This is a genomic window from Pseudomonadales bacterium, from assembly GCA_013215025.1.
GTDB lineage: Bacteria > Pseudomonadota > Gammaproteobacteria > Pseudomonadales > DT-91 > DT-91.
Map to the genome: position 1 here is coordinate 1 of JABSRR010000047.1, position 16,931 is coordinate 16,931.

At 44.5% G+C, this 16,931-nt stretch carries 12 protein-coding genes; 3 read left to right on the forward strand and 9 right to left on the reverse strand.

The genetic code is table 11. From position 1 onward, the window contains the following. Window positions 1–133: 133 nt before the first annotated feature. On the reverse strand, window positions 134–2,626 hold the full coding sequence (locus tag HRU21_05145; GenBank protein NRA41680.1) for an FtsX-like permease family protein: 2,493 nt from the start codon (window positions 2,624–2,626) through the stop codon (window positions 134–136). Continuing rightward, a complete protein-coding gene (locus tag HRU21_05150) occupies window positions 2,626–3,315 on the reverse strand; it encodes an ATP-binding cassette domain-containing protein (protein NRA41681.1) in 690 nt (229 codons plus the stop codon). The genes HRU21_05145 and HRU21_05150 overlap by 1 nt, the downstream gene beginning before the upstream one ends. Before the next feature lie 95 nt (window positions 3,316–3,410). On the opposite strand from HRU21_05150, the gene HRU21_05155 reads away from it, so the two are divergent. From HRU21_05155 to HRU21_05165, 3 genes are all read left to right on the forward strand, one after another. Then, window positions 3,411–4,070 (forward strand): arylesterase, encoded by a 660-nt coding sequence (locus HRU21_05155; GenBank protein ID NRA41682.1) that lies wholly within the window; start codon window positions 3,411–3,413, stop codon window positions 4,068–4,070. Between the two features lie 51 nt (window positions 4,071–4,121). After that, window positions 4,122–4,598, forward strand: a complete 477-nt coding sequence (locus HRU21_05160; protein ID NRA41683.1) for a DUF2505 domain-containing protein — start codon at window positions 4,122–4,124, stop codon at window positions 4,596–4,598. Between the two features lie 179 nt (window positions 4,599–4,777). After that, on the forward strand, window positions 4,778–7,213 hold the full coding sequence (locus HRU21_05165) for a response regulator (protein ID NRA41684.1): 2,436 nt from the start codon (window positions 4,778–4,780) through the stop codon (window positions 7,211–7,213). 194 nt (window positions 7,214–7,407) lie between these two features. Here the strand turns inward: HRU21_05165 and HRU21_05170 are convergent, their stop codons facing one another. The 7 genes from HRU21_05170 to HRU21_05200 form a co-directional block, all read right to left on the reverse strand. Continuing rightward, window positions 7,408–9,057, reverse strand: coding sequence for an AMP-binding protein (locus HRU21_05170; protein NRA41685.1), 1,650 nt, complete (start codon window positions 9,055–9,057; stop codon window positions 7,408–7,410). 132 nt (window positions 9,058–9,189) lie between these two features. After that, window positions 9,190–10,725 carry an FMN-binding glutamate synthase family protein gene (locus tag HRU21_05175; protein NRA41686.1) on the reverse strand — a complete coding sequence of 512 codons (1,536 nt, stop codon included), beginning with the start codon at window positions 10,723–10,725 and terminating at the stop codon, window positions 9,190–9,192. Window positions 10,726–10,825: 100 nt separating this feature from the next. Next, entirely contained in the window at window positions 10,826–11,842 is a 1,017-nt protein-coding gene (gene trpS, locus HRU21_05180; GenBank protein ID NRA41687.1) for a tryptophan--tRNA ligase, read from the reverse strand. Window positions 11,843–11,907: 65 nt separating this feature from the next. Beyond that, window positions 11,908–14,232 carry an MMPL family transporter gene (locus tag HRU21_05185; protein NRA41688.1) on the reverse strand — a complete coding sequence of 775 codons (2,325 nt, stop codon included), beginning with the start codon at window positions 14,230–14,232 and terminating at the stop codon, window positions 11,908–11,910. Window positions 14,233–14,485: 253 nt separating this feature from the next. Beyond that, a complete protein-coding gene (locus HRU21_05190; protein ID NRA41689.1) occupies window positions 14,486–14,659 on the reverse strand; it encodes a rubredoxin in 174 nt (57 codons plus the stop codon). Between the two features lie 100 nt (window positions 14,660–14,759). After that, a complete protein-coding gene (locus HRU21_05195) occupies window positions 14,760–15,230 on the reverse strand; it encodes a hypothetical protein (protein ID NRA41690.1) in 471 nt (156 codons plus the stop codon). A gap of 59 nt (window positions 15,231–15,289) precedes the next feature. Then, the coding region (locus HRU21_05200; GenBank protein NRA41691.1) for a DUF3458 domain-containing protein at window positions 15,290–16,931 on the reverse strand (1,642 nt) is incomplete at its 5' end.

The following is a 16,931-nucleotide window of genomic DNA, read 5'->3' on the forward strand; positions in this document are numbered from 1 at the left end:
ATCGCCAATTTTTTCAGATTTTAAGCTATTCAGTAATGTAGTTATTAAAAAAGGCAGCCTCGCTGCCTTTTTTATTGCTTAAATTTTCTCTCATTGCCGAGCTAACAAAAAGCTAAATACCTTTAAAATGCCTTTAAAATACTTTTAAAAGTCGGCTTGGCGACTGAGTCACGACTTTCTGCGTAGACCAAAGCCCAACTATGGTCACCAAACTGGCCCCTAAGGCAATTGGCAGCAGCCATAGCTCAGGCTGTAAACTGCTCGGCAAATTCAATAACTGAGACTGCAGCAACAAGATCAATAGCTGACCAACAATCACTGCGAGTAAACCACCCACGCCGCCAAGCAGTAAAAACTCAATTGCGAGCGCTCCACGAATTCTCGATTTTGAAGCACCAATCGCGCGCAATAAGGCATTTTCATGTAAGCGCTCAGACATTGATGATTGCACGGTCGCCAATAAGACTAGCAAACTGGCCAGAAATACCAGCAGCACTACCCATTTCAAGCCAAACGATACCTGCGCCACAATGGATTGAATCTGCTGAATCATATGATCAACATCAATCAACACCAAATTAGGGAAACGGTTTAATAATTGCACCACCTCTTGATGCCGCTCTGACGGCAAATAAAAACTGGTCATAAAGGTTTTATCAAACGGTTCTAATGTTGACTGTGGAAACAGCATATAGAAATTTGGCCGCATTCTATCCCACTCAACTTTACGCAGGCTCGTTACGCTGGCCTGAAAGCGCTCAGCAGCTACCTGAAACGTCAGCACGTCGCCTAGCTGAATACCAAGCTTTTGTGCTAATTCTGACTCAACCGAAACTGGCTGCGATTGACTGGTATCCCACCACTCGCCTGCCAGCAATTCATTATCACTTGGCATTGATGCTGACCATGATAGGTTTAATTCTCTATCGGCACCGGCCCGCTTTAACGCTTCTTTACTGACTAAGTCCCTCACCGACTGCTGATTAATCGCCACTAAGCGCCCTCGCACCATAGGGTAGATACCCTCGGCCTGAAAATCTTCCGCTGCCAGATACGCATCGACTTGCTCAAATTGGTGCGATTTGATGTTGAGCAGAAAAAAATTCGGGGTCTCGGCTGGCAACTGTTTTTGCCATTGTTCGAACAAGGCAGTTTGCAAAGCAAATAAAATGAACAACAAAGTTAAACAGAGCGAGAATACCCCTGTTAAAAAGGTATTCACCCAAAGCCTGCGTGATAACTGACTAATGGCAAGCTGCCAAACCGTCGCCGCCCTGAGCGGCAATTTTGATAAACGCGCAAATAGCCAAGTCGCGGGCAGCACCAATAAACCGACAATCAGCGCCACCGCAGCAATCAAAATCACCGCCAACAACACGCTTTGTGTATAACTTGCAATTAAACCCGCCAGCCCGATCGCTGACAGCCATAATGAGGAAGCCATGAGCTGAATCTCACCAGAGGCAGATTGCATAAACACCGCTTTTGCAGGGGTAAAACTCAATCGGTACATCGCCGGCAATAAAAAACTCAGCAAGGCAAAGCCACAGCAAAATAAACCAATCATGAAGGGCTTGAGCGTCTCTGCTGAGCTTGTCACCGGAATCGGCAATTGCATTTCACGCGACATAAACTGTAACAAGCTCTGCTGCAGCCAATGGCCTGTTACACTACCCAAAAGGCCAACAAGCAGAAACACCATGACGATAATCGACACCATAAGACCAATAATGCGAGCACGTGAAGCACCTAAACTCTTAAGCACGGCAACATGCTTAGTGTGGCTACTGGTATAGCGCAGGCTGGACATGGCAATGGCGATTGCCGCAAATACGATGACTATACTGCTTGCCAAATAAAAGAAGTTTTTACCGCGCTGTAGCGCAATCGCAATACTTGGCTGGCTGGTCTCTAAGTCAATCCATTTATGGCTATCGGTCATTAAGGGCTGAAGATAATCTGCATACTGTTGCAGTGATTCACGCTGACCTGAAAACATATAGCGATAGCGTAAGCGGCTACCAAATTGAATCACTTCGGTTTTTGCTACATCTTCATAACGCATTAACACCCTAGGGCCTAGAGAAAAGGCACCGGCGCCTCGATCGGGCTCAGACACTAGCTCCTTAGCAATAGTAAAACGTGCATCGCCAATTTCAACCTGATCCCCGACGCTCAGATTCATTTGCACCAGTAGCCTAGCGCTGACCCATATATGCCCCAGTTCAGGACCAGTAGACGTGGTTTTTACTTCATCATAAAGGCTATCGCGATACTGCAATTTACCTTTTAACGGGTATGCCAAATCCGCGGCTTTAACCGAAACCAATAATGGCTCGTCATCGGCATACAGCATAGATTGAAACGAGACACTTCGCGCTTGCGATAGCTGCATCGCTTTGGCTTCTAACAACCAAGCCTCATCAATTGCTCGGGGTGACGATAACACGCGATCAGCAGCTAAAAACTCGCTGCTTTGACCCACCAGCATTATCTGAACCTTGTCCATAAAGCCCGATAGGCCAATAATCAAACTGGTCGATAGCCACAGCGCAAGCGCCAATAAGCGGAATTCTGCCGTACGACAATCGGTTTTAAGCCAGCGCCAAGCTAAACGCAGCGTCATCAGACGGCTTGCCTACTGATCGAGGGAGCTTGCTCAACAAGGCCACCGTGACTCAACACTAGCTGTCTATCACAGCGTGCAGCCAACTCCAGATCGTGGGTAACTAACACCAGGGTCGTTGCTTGTTTTTTATTTATATCGAATAGCAAATCGATAATTTGCTCTCCAGTTTGCTGATCTAAATTGCCAGTCGGCTCATCAGCGAAAAGGATATCTGCCTGTGCCGCGAAAGCCCTCGCAATTGCAACCCGCTGCTGTTCACCGCCGGATAATTCTGCTGGCTTGTGGTGCAGCCGGTGCGAAAGACCTACCTGCTCTAGTAATGTGATCGCTTGGCTCTCGCTGTCTCGTTTACCCGCTAGTTCAATCGGCAAAATCACATTTTCAAGCGCGGTTAGTGCTGGCAGTAAATGAAATGATTGAAAAATAATACCAACATGCTTCGCTCTGAATGCTGCTCGCTGGTCCTCATCAAGGCTTGAGATTTCAGCACCGGCAACTGTAATTGAGCCACTTGATGGTGTATCTAAGCCTGCAAGCAAACCCAGCAATGTGGTTTTTCCGGAGCCCGAGGCACCGACAATCGCAACAGATTCTGCTTGCTGAATATCTAAACTGATATTTTCTAAAATGCTTAACGATTCATGTGCCATTGCAACTTGATATGACACATTATTCAACTTTATCATTGATAGCCTTTCAATAGATTGATCAATACAATTTAACACAGATAAACGTATCAAAGTATAACGTTATATATAAGGCAAAAGGTTCACCGAGAATCATGAAAAGTCGCACTAAAACACATAATTTCTCTCACTATCTTAGGGCTACTATTTTTATCTGCCTATTCACGCAATTAGGCTTCAGCTGGGCTGACGTTGAATCACAACCAGAGCAAGGCCTGCTTATTCTTGGTGATAGCCTAAGCGCAGGCTTCGGGCTCTTAGAAGGTGAGGAATGGCCAGCGCTGTTGCAACAACGTCTTGCACAAAAAAATTCCTCGGTGAAAATTATTAATGCCAGCATCTCAGGCGAAACTAGCCTTGGCGGAGCCACTCGTATAACTTCACTACTTGATCGACATGCAGTCACATGGCTGATTATCGAGCTAGGCGCAAATGATGGTTTACGAGGACAATCCCTCAGCGAGATGCGAGACAATCTCAGCTTTATCATTCAGCAGGCACAAAATCGCAATATTAAAGTTTTACTTCTCGGTATGCATATTCCACCCAATTACGGTAAACGCTATACCCAAGCTTTTCATCAAAGCTTTGTCAAAGTGAGCCAGGCATTTGATGTGCCGTTAATTCCATTTTTCTTAGATGGCGTCGCTGGAAAAGCCGCACTCAACCAAGCCGACGGCATCCATCCGACCGCCGAAGCACAACCGATTATCTTAAACACGGTTTGGCCCGCAATAAAAACTTTACTCGACTAAGCAGCAGCTCGCATAATATCGCTTTAATAATAAGACGATATAGAGGACTTTATGCGTATTGAATATCCTGTCACATTGCCTGTCAACGAGGCTATCGAGTATCTAACTGACCCGGACTTTTTAGTAGAGCGTTCTATTGCGATCGGTGAAATGAGTGCCGATGCTGAAGTTGCTGAAGACGATGAGGGCACTTTATATGTCAGCATGAACCGACTCGTAACCCGAGAGCTACCGTCTTTCCTTGCCAAAATTTTTGATCCAAAACAACAGCTCAGTATGGAAGAAGCTTGGCAACAAGATGATGACATCTGGCATTGCAAAGGTAGCTATACGGTTGAAGGTCAGCCGGTTGAGATCAACACGATTATTTCACTTACCCCTAGCGAAACTGGCAGCATTTATGCGATTGAGTTTAAGGTGAAAGCTAAGATACCGATGATTGGCGGTAAAGTAGAAAAATTTATTAAATCCAATTGCCAAGAAGGCACGCAAAAAGAGATAGATTTTCTCAATAGCAAAGCCGCTTAAAAGCGGCGTAAAGCGGCCTTGTTTTAGCTCGCTTCTGTCTAGCCTTAACGCATCTACCTTAATGCCTTAAGGCTAAATAATAAAATAACAAACTTATTGGCGCTGACAGGGAGTTGTCGCTAAGCTCTTTCAACTAAGCGTTAAACTATAATAAAAATATGTGGATTAACCGGCAAAGCATGGATGTTCAATCAGGAATAATTAGAGTATTACTGTTGTGTACAATACTGATTGGCAGTGTTGATACTATTGCTACACCTATCACTCAGACTGATTCTGATGCCACCGCTTTAATCCTACCCGATAATTTCGAGCAGCAAAGCATTGCACTGGGTGATTTTTTTCACTTTTTAAAGTTTCCAAACACCGCACAGCATGCGAATAGCGCGATTGAGGTAGCTGATCAGTTACGCCGCAGCTCAGACTGGCAAAAGGTCAATACTGAAAATTATCAAGACTTTGATAATTTTGAAAACCATATTTGGTTGAAAGCTTCTATCCTCAACCCTTCTAAATTTCCACAAGAGTTGCTGTTTGTGCAAAACAATGCGCGAATCGGTCGCTTTGATGTTTACCTCTTTGCCAATAACGAACTGCTAGAACATATCACGCTGGGTAAAAACTACCCTTTTAATGCGCGCATTTTTAATCATCGACGATTCCTGATCCCCATCGCAATTGCTGCAGAAACCGAGCTAGACATCATTATATCGGGTACAGAGTCGGGCAGCCTTGACTTGGCCAAATTAAGTTCGCTATGGCAGCAGAGCGCATTTTTTCAGCAAAGCCAATTTGATGATATGTGGGATATGTTCTATCTCGGTTCAGTCTTTGCGCTAGCTTTTTACAATATTTTCATCTTTGTCATTAGCCGTGAACGTGCCTATTTATTTTATAGTTTATTTGTTTGTTCAACGTTCACAATGTTTCTGCATATTGAAGGCTGGGCGTTTCAGTATATCTGGCCAAATTTCCCAAGCATCAATGCAAAAGCGACCGATTTGAGCATTTCACTGATGGTTGCCTTTAATGCAATTTTCAGTATGCAATTTTTAAATCTTAAGGCTAATACATCTAACATTTATACTTGGCTTAAGTGGATCGTCTATGCGGTCGCCTGCTTGACTGTATTTTTATTATTACTGCCGCATGATCCAACTTATACCTTGGTAAGAATAGTGGGCGCGTTGGCGATTCCTATCAATCTCTTAGCACTATTTGCCGCGATTTACATCAGCATTAAAAGCAAATCTAATGAAGCAATTATTTATACTGCCGCATGGAGTATTTTGATTGTCGCCTTATTTTTAACGCTAATACATGAGATGGTAATCCCTATATTCAGCTTCTCACCTTACAAGTTTCTTCAAGCTGCGCATTTAATCGAAATCATTTTGCTATCGATGGCCTTGGGTACTTACATAACACGCTTAAGAATCAAAGAAAACACCATGCAAGCAAAGTCAGAAGCGCAGTCGAGATTTTTAGCGCGCATGTCGCATGAAATACGCACGCCAATGAATGGCATCATTGGCATAAGCGATTTACTGCTTAAAGATCACAGCATGCAAAAACATATGCCAATGCTAGAGACTATTCATAACAGTGCCTTATCGCTGGAAAAAATCATGAATGATATTCTAGATTACTCTAAACTAGAGGCCGGCAAACTTACCATCAAGCAAAAACACTTCGACCTAAGAAAGCTTATTGATGATATCAAAGAGCTGTTCGTATTGGAGTGCAATCAAAAAGCAATTACCTTAACTGTTAGTATAAGCCCTGATATACCTGCCACGATTTACCAAGATCAGTTACGCTTGCGGCAGATATTAACTAACTTAATTTCTAATGCTGTCAAATTTACCGAAGCCGGACAAATAGATATTCATGTGATTATTAAGCAAGACAATTTGCTATTTACTGTTAGCGATACCGGCAAGGGCATCAATGCAGAAGATCAATTGCGGCTGTTTCAACCTTTCGAACAAGCAAGTAATAACAATCTCAATACACAAGCGTCAACTGGATTAGGCTTAAGCATTTGTCGAGAGCTGATCGAGCTAATGCAAGGTAGCATAGAACTAGAATCGCAAATCAATTTTGGCACTCGCATCAGCTTCTCACTTCCCTATTGCCGCGATAATGCGGCAGCAAAAACACCAAACTTTGAAACTAAGCAAGCGACGCTAGCCAATCTTCAGCAACTGCATATTTTAGTGGTAGAAGATAATTCAACGAATAGTTTTGTGATTGAACAGATGCTAAAGAAATTACACATCAATGCTCAATATTGCCAAAATGGTCTCGACGCTGTGAATACGGTTGAGCATACAGAAGACAATTTTCACGTTATTCTGATGGACTGCGAAATGCCGATTATGGATGGATTTGAGGCAACACGCGCGATCCGAAATATTGAGCAAGAACGGCAGCAAAAGGCCAGCCATATTATTGCCTTGACTGCACACACCTTACACGAACAATTAAAAGCTTGTTTTGATAGCGGCATGGATGAATTATTACTGAAACCGCTTACCCTGAAAAAACTTGAGATTTGTTTAAAAAATCAGCTTGATGTTATTACAGGCGTTAGCCCCTCTTCGCCCAGTTAGACACGTATAGATTAAAACGCCAACGAGCTATCGCAGAAATTAAAAAGCAAGCATCTGTTCAGCACATGTTCAGCAACTGTCTAACCTCTGTCTTAGCACTGCCAATTATCAAACCTTCAAACGATAAACAGAGATAAAGAATCGAAAAAAAAGCCGGTGCATGGCACCGGCTTTGTCGTTTACTAGGATAATGATCAGGCTTCAGCCTTCTCTTTATCGGCAAGCTCATCGGCCATTTCACGAAGCTTATTTTTAGCCACTTTCTCAAGCGTAGCGCGCGGCATTTCATCAACAAAATATATTGACTTAGGTCGTTTAAAATCTGCCAGTTTCATGCAGCCTTGAACAATTAAATCGCGGATCTCATCTTCAGACTTATCTGTCCACATCGATTTAATCGCAAATACCACAGGTACTTCATCTAACATATCGTGCTTTTGCGCTACTACGGCATGCTCTTCAAGCACGCCCATCCCTAAGGTTTCACCAATATGTTCTTCAATCTGTCTTGCCGAAACGTTTTCACCGCCAACTTTTAAGACGTCTTTATCGCGATCGGCGAAATAGAGGTAACCATCTTCACCCAGACGAATTTGATCGCCGGTTTCAAACCAGCCATCTTCATTGAATGACTTCTCCATCGCCTCAGGGTTTTTATAATATTCATAGAATAAGTTGATACCGCGTACGCCACGGATCCACAGATCACCATTCACACCGACTTCACATGGCTTACCAGTTTCTGGGTCAATAATCGCAAATTCATAACCCGGTGTAGGAATACCAATATTCATCTCTGGGCAGTCTTTATCGATAAAAGAGCGTGTCGCATGTGTAACAGTTTCTGTCATACCCCAGGTCGCAAAGGTTGGCACTTTCCAATAGTTTTCCACATTATGCAGCTTCACGCCGGTAGACCAGCTCTTATATGCATGTTCTGGAATTTCTTGTGCACCAATCGCCTTGAAACAAAATGGGATCATAGAAGCACGGGTACACTGGTGCTTGACCGACACCTCCCAAAAACGACTGGCAGAAAATTTTGGCTGCAGCACAACGGTACCACCGGCCCAGGTCATCGTCCAAAATGTCCAGCTTTGCGCATTAACATGGAAACAAGGAAGGAAACATAGGTAGGTATCGCTGCTGTCGATGCCTAAGTTTTCGCTGCCCATCATTCCACCCCACAATGTGTTAGCGTGGGTGTGAACAACTGCCTTAGGTCGCGAGGTTGTGCCCGAGGTATACTGTATACCGACCGGCAACATCGGCTCAGCAGGGCGTTCTGGCGCAGTGTCGCCATGCGCCATTAATGAGGCAAAAGTTTTATGCGCAGATGCTGCCGCCTGCTCTTCCTCTGAGGGTGCATCACCTGAATTGTCTGCGGTAACTATATAGGTGTTAATCGTACTGACATTCGCGGTGAGCTCGGATAATAGTTTAGGCTGGGTAATACAAATGACAGCCTCAGAATGTTCTGCAAAATACGTCAGCTCATCACCGATACAACGGGTATTTGTTGTAACACCAACCGAGCCAATCAATGCTGAGGCATACCACGCGATCATCATCTCAGGGCTATTCTCTGAGTGAATTAACACTTTATCGCCTTTCTTCACACCCTCTGCGATCAAGCCACAAGCAACCTTGTTGATATCTGCCCAAAATTCGGCGTAAGTCCAGCTTTTGGGGCTGGAGTCAGCCGTTCCATCTTTTGGCTCCCAGATTAAAAACGTTTTATCGGCTGATTCTTCAGCGCGTTTCTTCATTAACCAAGGGACATCTTTACCAGCAAATGTATAAGTTTGGGCAGAAAAGCCCGCGTCGATAACAGGTTTAGCCATGACGAAATCCTATTGTGTAAGCATTTATTGTTGTAATCAGCCGATTATTGTAACTGATTTAAGGCAAGAGCCTAGGCATAATTTGCTTAAATCATTGACATTTTCGCTCATGGCCGTGGTAGTTGGCTTAGGCTAGGTATCTACAATTTTGATCCGTTCTTCGCGCACCGGAACATCCGGGTATAAGTCGGCCAATGGCATGGAATTTCGAGTATCTAGCACGATTCTGGCATGTGAGCGATTTAAATGTCTGGGGTTTTCTACACCGCAGGCATGCGCAACCATCTCCAACTCTTTTTCTAAATTTTCCACATACTGTTTGATGCGCAAGGCTTTTTCCTGCCAAATTAAACCCCGCTGCAACTTTTTGTCATGCGTAGTGATGCCTGTAGGACAGGTATTTTTATTACACTGCAATGCCTGTATACAGCCTAGCGCAAACATAAAGCCGCGTGCTGAGACCACAAAATCAGCACCCATACACATCGCCCAGGCTACACCAGAAGGGGTAATCATTTTACCCGAGCAGATCACCTTAATACGCTGCCTCAGGCCATATTCCGTAAATTTATCGATCACTATTGGTAAAGATTGATTCAGCGGCAAACCAACATAGTCCATCAAGGTTTGTGGTGCTGCACCTGTGCCACCGTCAGCACTGTCAATGGTGACAAAATCAGGCGCGCGATGTTCTCCTTGCTGCATAATAGCTTGGCATAAATCATCTAGCCATTGGCTTGAACCTAACACAAACTTGATACCAACTGGCTTTTGCGCAATCTCGCGAACCTGGTTTATAAACGTCAATAAGTCTTCAACATTATGAATTTCAGGATGAGCATTGGGGCTGATAGATGCTACGCCTTGTTCGATGCCTCTNACTTTAGCAATTTCAGCGGTTACTTTTTCAGCNGGCAATACGCCTCCTTTACCCGGCTTAGCCCCTTGAGACAGCTTAATCTCGAACATCTTTACCTGTTGATAAGCGGCAACTTTGGCGAGTTTTTGCGGATCTAAATTACCCGCTTGATCACGATAGCCATATTTAGCCGTGCCAATTTGACACACCAGATCACAGCCAGCTCTCAAATGGTAAGGTGTGACGCCGCCCTCACCAGTGTTCATCCATATTCCAGCTTGCTTTGCGCCGCTTGCTAAAGCGCGAATCGCAGGGGTTGATAAAGCGCCATAGCTCATGCCTGAAATATTAAAAATCGATTCTGCCTTGTAGGGGTGTTTTACGTATTTCTCTCCGATAAACACCGCAGAATGAAAGCGCGCATTGGTAGCCTGAATTGGAAAAGGGCTGTTAAGAAATAATACCTCGCCGGCAGGGCTAAGATTTCGGGTTGAACCAAAAGCGATGGTGCGGTCAACATTTTTTGCCGCGCGATAGACCCAGGCACGTTCGGCTCGATTAAAGGGAAGCTCCTCGCGATCCATAGCAAAGAAGTACTGCCGAAAAAATTCACCTATGTGTTCAAATAGGTAGCGAAAGCGTCCAATAATGGGGTAGTTGCGACGAATCGTATGCGTGGTCTGGAAACGATCAACCAGGTAGATATAAAACACATAACAGGCTATGCAAAACAAGATAAAGGCAAATAAATTTGCCCCAATACCGATAAAATGCAAACCAGAATCGAGTAAAGCTAAGCTCGTCTCCATGATTATATCCCTATCAACAGATATATGTATTATACGCAACTATCCAATTCAGCCGGATCACTTTATGCGTGTTAGTTAGCTATCTCTGTTAACGCTGCGGTTAATCCTGCTGCAGCGATGATAGACCAACAGCTTGCCGTACTTGCTGCATTAGTGGCTGCGCGTGCTGACGTGCCTTGGTGGCACCGGCTTGCAGCACTTGCTCGACCTGGTCAATATTCTCCAGTAGCTCAAAATAGCGGTCGCGGGCAGCGCCCAGTTGCGCCTCAATAAGTGCATGCAACTCCTTTTTAGCTTGCCCCCAGGCGATACCCTGTGCAAACTGTTGCCGCATATAATCACGCTGATCTTGGTCAGCAAACGCCTGCCAAACCTCAAATACCGTCGAATCATTGGGATCTTTTGCTTCGCCCGGCTCAAGTAAATTGGTTTTAATTTTATTCAGCGATTTTTGCATTTTTTTCGATGTTTGAAACAGCGGAATCGTATTGCCATAGCTTTTTGACATCTTGCGTCCATCAAGACCGCTCAATACTTTAACATCCTCACTCACCACGGCTTCGGGCAGTACAAATGTTTCGCCAAAGTGGTGATTAAAGCGAGCAGCAATATCGCGCGCCATCTCAATATGTTGAATTTGATCCTTACCTACCGGAATTTTTTGCCCCTGAAACATTAAAATATCAGCGGCCATCAATACCGGATATGAAAACAAACCCATCGTTATGCCCTTATCGGGGTCGCTATCGCCAGTAGCAATATTCTCTTGTACTGCCGCCTTATAGGCATGCGCGCGATTCATCAAGCCTTTCGCAGCCATACAGGTCAAAATCCAACATAGCTCTGGAATTTCGCGAATGTCCGACTGCCGATAGAACACTGCCTTATCGGTATCAAGCCCCAAGGCCATCCAGGTTGCGGCGATCTCGCGGGTTGACTGCTGGATCATAGCCGGGTCATGGCACTTTACTAAGGCGTGGTAGTCAGCAAGAAAGTAAAACGATTCAAAGTCATCATTTTTACTGGCTTCAATAGCCGGTCGAATAGCACCAACATAATTACCAAGGTGCGGCGTGCCCGTGGTCGTAATGCCTGTTAAATAACGCGTAGCGGTCATAGTTGATTATCTTAGTATTTGGGGTTGTATAAATCCCGCTATTATAACTGAAGCCAGGCTTGACGTCAGGCGCTGCCAGTGCAATTGTCAGCTTGATCATCAGAAGCCATAGCCAGTATCGGTGGCGTTATCAGCAAATCTGCCCACAACGCACTAACAATTAAGAAGGCACCCAGCAGGCCTAGATCACGGTTCCAAGTAAAGCCCGAGAGCAAAAATAATAAAAAGCCTATCGACAAGATACAGCTAGAACAAAATAATGCCCCTTTTACCGCCTGTACCGCTGCCACGGCGGCCTGCTGACGAGTTTGCTTACGCTGGAGTTCTTCATTATAGCGGGCAAACAAATGCACCGTATCATCAACCGCAATGCCAATCGCAATGCAAAACGCAATACCTGGTAAAGGGTTGATGCCCTGTCCACTTAAACTGTATAAGGCCATGCCCATCACTATCGGTAAAATGTTTGGAAAAATCCCTGCCAGCACTAAGCGCCAATCCCGAAAAATGCAGGCAATGGTAATCACAATAAATATCAAAGCCACTAGCACCGACTGAATCAATTCTTCCGTTAGCTTATTCATGCCTTCATAGGCAACTGGCAACTCACCGGTCAGCGTGACCTCGACCCCAACAGCATGGAAAAATGCTTGCCCAGCAGTTTCAATTTGCTGTTTCAACTGCATCACTGCTACCGCTCCCACATCAGGAATATTAGCCTTAATTCGCGCATGCGAAAACTCTGCATCTACCAGCTGCGATACAATTTGGTCTTCACTACTTTCCAGTAGCAGCAGCAGTTGAGCTATATGTGCATCGGAATCGGGAAAACGGCTAGCGGGCTGATTGAGCATCGCCCGATTTAACTCAGCAATAACGCTTGCAAGTGAAAGTGCAGAAGCATCAATACCGGCATTCGCCAACCACTCAGTGAAAGCGTGTTGACGCTGCAAAACATCGGCACGCTTAAAATCGCCTGGCTTAGCCAACAGTGATATTTCAAGCGGCAAGGCGCCAGACAGATGCTTGTCGAGAAATTCACCGGCCTTAATTTGCGGGTGATCTGTATCTAACATATCCTTTAAATAATAATCATAGCTTGCCTTAGAGGCGATAAAAGCACTGCTAATCAATAACAGACTAGCGATCAGCAAAACATGTAATCGCCAAGGTTTACTCGATAGCGCCTGTACAACAGACATAAAATAGTTTCGCCGGCTAACTCGCTCAAGCCACGATGGCATATGATAATTAAGCTCTGGTTGCAGCCAGTACAAACCACTCGGAATAATCACAATTAAGCCTACAAAACTGAGCAACACACCTGCCCCTAGGTAAACCCCAAAACTGTGTAAAATGGGCATATCAGCGGTCATTAAGGCAAAAAAGCCAATCGCGGTTGTCAGGCAAGACAATAATGTCGCCTTTGACACTTGCTCAGTCATTATCCGAATCGCATCTGGCTTGGACTTGCCATTTTGTAGCTCAAGCACATAGCGATGAAAAAAATGAATCCCGTTGGCCACCACAATCACCATCAGCAAAACTGGAAAAGTAACCGTTAGCTGATTAATATTATCGTTATTAATGCCAATCACCGCGAGCGTCGCAGTAATTGAGAATACCGTTGCCAATAGGCTTATCCAAACCACGCTAAAACTGCGATACACATAAAACAATAATATTGCTAATACCAAGGCTGTTAATGGCACTAACAGAAATAAATCAGCCCGCATCAGAGTAAGAATGCCAATACGAGTAAACGCAATACCGGCAAAATACAAGCTTGGTTCATGCGAACTAAAGTGCGGCTGTAAAAAACTTTGTTCGATAATCTGCCGGAACTTTGCAGCCGGCTGTTTAACTTTAGCAAAGCTGTCATAATCGATCGGCAGCTGGGCATAAATCAATAATGTTTCTTTATCAGTCGCAAGCAAACGCCCTGCAGAAATGGCAGACTGTCGCAGCAGCTGAACGTTTTCTGCAAATTGATCTGCAGGCATAGCCAAAGGATCTTGATTAAAAAACACTGGATCAAGCGATAAGCTATCATTATCATTATGCATAATTGAACTGTTAGCTATGCTTATCACGCGTTCAATCTCTGGCTGCAGCTCTAACTTTTCGGTAGCTCTGATCAATTCAGCGGTTAGTGCGGGGCTGATCTGATTTACATCAATGACGGCAATAAGCACACCATCATCGGCGCCAAATTGTTGACGATAAAAGTGGCGATAGTCATTGCTGTGATTATCCATCGCAAATAAACTGGCAAAATTATTGCTCAACCTGACATCACGTGCGATGAATGCAAAAACCATAATCAGGCATAGCGACAGCAACAACGTCATCTTGGGGTATCGATAAAGTAAATGTGTCAGTTCTGGCATAGAATAATCACGGTCGCTAAAGCCGATAAATTTTTATATAGGGTATACGCATTAAAGCTTGCATACGATATAGATAAACCACAGAAGTAACAGCGCAAACAGCGACGTGAAACCGGAGGCATAAAAAAATCAGGGGCATAAATTCACGGGCATAAATTCAGTGGCAGAAATTCAGGGGCATAAAAAAAGCCGCTAATGCGGCTTTTTTTAAAACTTAAATGCACAATTAGATGTTGTACAAAAATCAAGGCGGTTAAATTTCAACCATCTCGAAGTCATATTTTGAAATATCGCAATCTGGACAGCTCCAATCTTCTGGTACATCATCCCATTTTGTACCTGGCTCAATGCCATCATCGGGCCAGCCTTGCTCTTCGTCATAGATAAAGCCACAAATTACACATTCATATTTTTTAAAATCGCTCATTAAACTCTCCAAGCCGTCCGTCATTACGATATGAAAAACGGCATTATACGCAGAATCAGTCTAAGCTCCAAGCTGAGTAGCGTAATTCGGGGACAGCCGATTACTGAATCCGCATAAGGTTAATCATCGCTTGATCTAAAAATTGATCAGCCGTTTGGCAAGCCGCCAAAGCAGAGCTTCGACATTCCGCACATTCTTGAATATAACCATAAGACTTAAATAACTGTGGGTGAGCACGCGCATCAACCTGCTTCAGCAAGGTATTCAGGTCGAACAGCTGATCCTGAAACTGGCGCATATCATTTTTACAACGCTTTATCGACTCAACCGAGGGACCTAGGCGTTCAAGTATGCGCTCGCCTTCATCGGATAGATCACGCATCTGCTGCCAGGCTTTATGCGCTGCCGTATTACCCACAATCTGATTATCGGCACAAGGTACCTGCTGAAACTGATAGGTACCAGACTCGGTTTGACAGCGGTAAATATCGGCTAATGCCGACTCAGCAACAGCAAGCAGCAGGCCAAGCAAAAGCCATACAATAGGTGATGAAATGCCTTGTAACCGCATAATTTTTCCTGATATTCAGCAATTTGTCGGCTCATGATAACTGAAAAAGTCGCCGTTTTTTATTCACCGGTCGAATTATTCAGAGATTTGTTAACCACCTCAAAAACATCTTTCGACAGCGTTGGCTGATCAGCAATGGTTTGGAGAGCCGCACGCATGTGCTCTGCATGATTTGCAGTATACTTTCGCCAATGGCTAAGCGGCGACATCATGCGCGCCGCTATTTGCGGATTAAGCTTGTCTAAAGCAATAATTTGCGTGGCTAAAAATTGATAACCACTGCCGTCGACGGCATGAAATGCAGCATGATTATGCTGACAAAAACTTGCAATCAAAGCACGACATTTATTCGGATTCTGTAAATCAAAGGCTGGGTGCTCTAGCAGCTGCTGCATATGTATCAGCGCACTGTCAGACTCTTGCACGGCCTGCGCTTGGAACCACATATTGACGACTAAACTCTCATCCGCAAAACGCTGATAAAAATCAGCCAATAACTGCTTCGCTAAGGCCGAGTGGTTTTGCAGTCGCAAACTGGCATTGAGTGCCGCATAGCGATCGGTCATATTATTGGCTGTAAAATATTGACGCTCTATCATGCTGTGCACATCTTCATGCTCGATAAAAGCTAAACTTGATAAGCAAAAGTTCTTTAGGGCACGAAGCCCGATAGCTTGCCCGAATGGTTGATAAACCGCTTGCATGTCTTGCAAGCTTTGCTCAAGTGCTCGATAAAGCTTAGCCATATTCTGTTGTAATTGCTGAATAAGCATACGCTTAATATCAGCACAGGCATGGTGTAAGGCTAAAGGGTCGCAAGGTTTGAAACGCTCAAGCAAGTATGACTGCGCAGGCAAGCTCATCAACATCGTCAGCAGCGCAGGGTCGTTATCGTCAACATCGTGCAACAGTGTCGCAAATGTTGCCGCCAACTGTTGCAGCTGAGTGTCGCATGCTTGTTGATGCATCTGTGCATTTATCAGCTGTTCGAATATGCATTGACTGGCATTAAAACGGGTAAAGCCATCATCATCTCTGGCAAGCAAGGTCAGCATGTCTGCAAAGTCATAGGCAAAATTAAGATGAATCGGTGCAGAAAAACCTCGCAACAAGGAGGGAACTGGCTTCTCGGGAATATTGTTGAAGCTTAGTTGCTGTTCAGATTGGGTAATATCAAATACAAACTCGGTATTATCACTGCTGATGGCTTGCTCTTCACCCCACTGCAAACGATAAAAACCAGCCTCACCTAATAAGGCAATGCGCACAGGAATGTGCATAGCCTGAGGTGCTCGCTTGGGATCTAGGGCAGGAATCTGTTGCTTAAAAAACAGGTGGTATTGTTGTGCTTCGGCATCATAGTCATCAGTTACTTCAAGCGTGGGCGTACCCGCCTGATCATACCAAAGACGAAATTGCGTCAAATCAATATCAGCAGCTTGCTCCATTGCCAGTACGAAATCTTCGCAGGTCACGGCTTGACCATCATGGCGCGAAAAGTATAAATCGGTAGCTTGACGAAATCGCTCTGGACCTAACAAGTTCGCCATCATCCGAACAACTTCGGCACCTTTCTCATAAATCGTTAAGGTATAAAAATTTGAAATTTCAATAAATGATTTCGGCTGCACTGGGTGCGCCATTGGGCCTGCATCTTCGACAAATTGATGAGCGCGTAAAAAGCTCGCATCTTCAATACGT

Coding starts and splice junctions, on each gene's coding strand:
- trpS (NRA41687.1), bottom strand. CDS start 11,842: ATGACCGCTACGCGTTATTTAACAGGCATTACGACCACGGGCACGCCG.
- HRU21_05150 (NRA41681.1), bottom strand. CDS start 3,315: ATGATAAAGTTGAATAATGTGTCATATCAAGTTGCAATGGCACATGAA.
- HRU21_05185 (NRA41688.1), bottom strand. CDS start 14,232: ATGCCAGAACTGACACATTTACTTTATCGATACCCCAAGATGACGTTG.
- HRU21_05155 (NRA41682.1), top strand. CDS start 3,411: ATGAAAAGTCGCACTAAAACACATAATTTCTCTCACTATCTTAGGGCT.
- HRU21_05145 (NRA41680.1), bottom strand. CDS start 2,626: ATGACGCTGCGTTTAGCTTGGCGCTGGCTTAAAACCGATTGTCGTACG.
- HRU21_05160 (NRA41683.1), top strand. CDS start 4,122: ATGCGTATTGAATATCCTGTCACATTGCCTGTCAACGAGGCTATCGAG.
- HRU21_05170 (NRA41685.1), bottom strand. CDS start 9,057: ATGGCTAAACCTGTTATCGACGCGGGCTTTTCTGCCCAAACTTATACA.
- HRU21_05195 (NRA41690.1), bottom strand. CDS start 15,230: ATGCGGTTACAAGGCATTTCATCACCTATTGTATGGCTTTTGCTTGGC.
- HRU21_05190 (NRA41689.1), bottom strand. CDS start 14,659: ATGAGCGATTTTAAAAAATATGAATGTGTAATTTGTGGCTTTATCTAT.
- HRU21_05165 (NRA41684.1), top strand. CDS start 4,778: ATGGATGTTCAATCAGGAATAATTAGAGTATTACTGTTGTGTACAATA.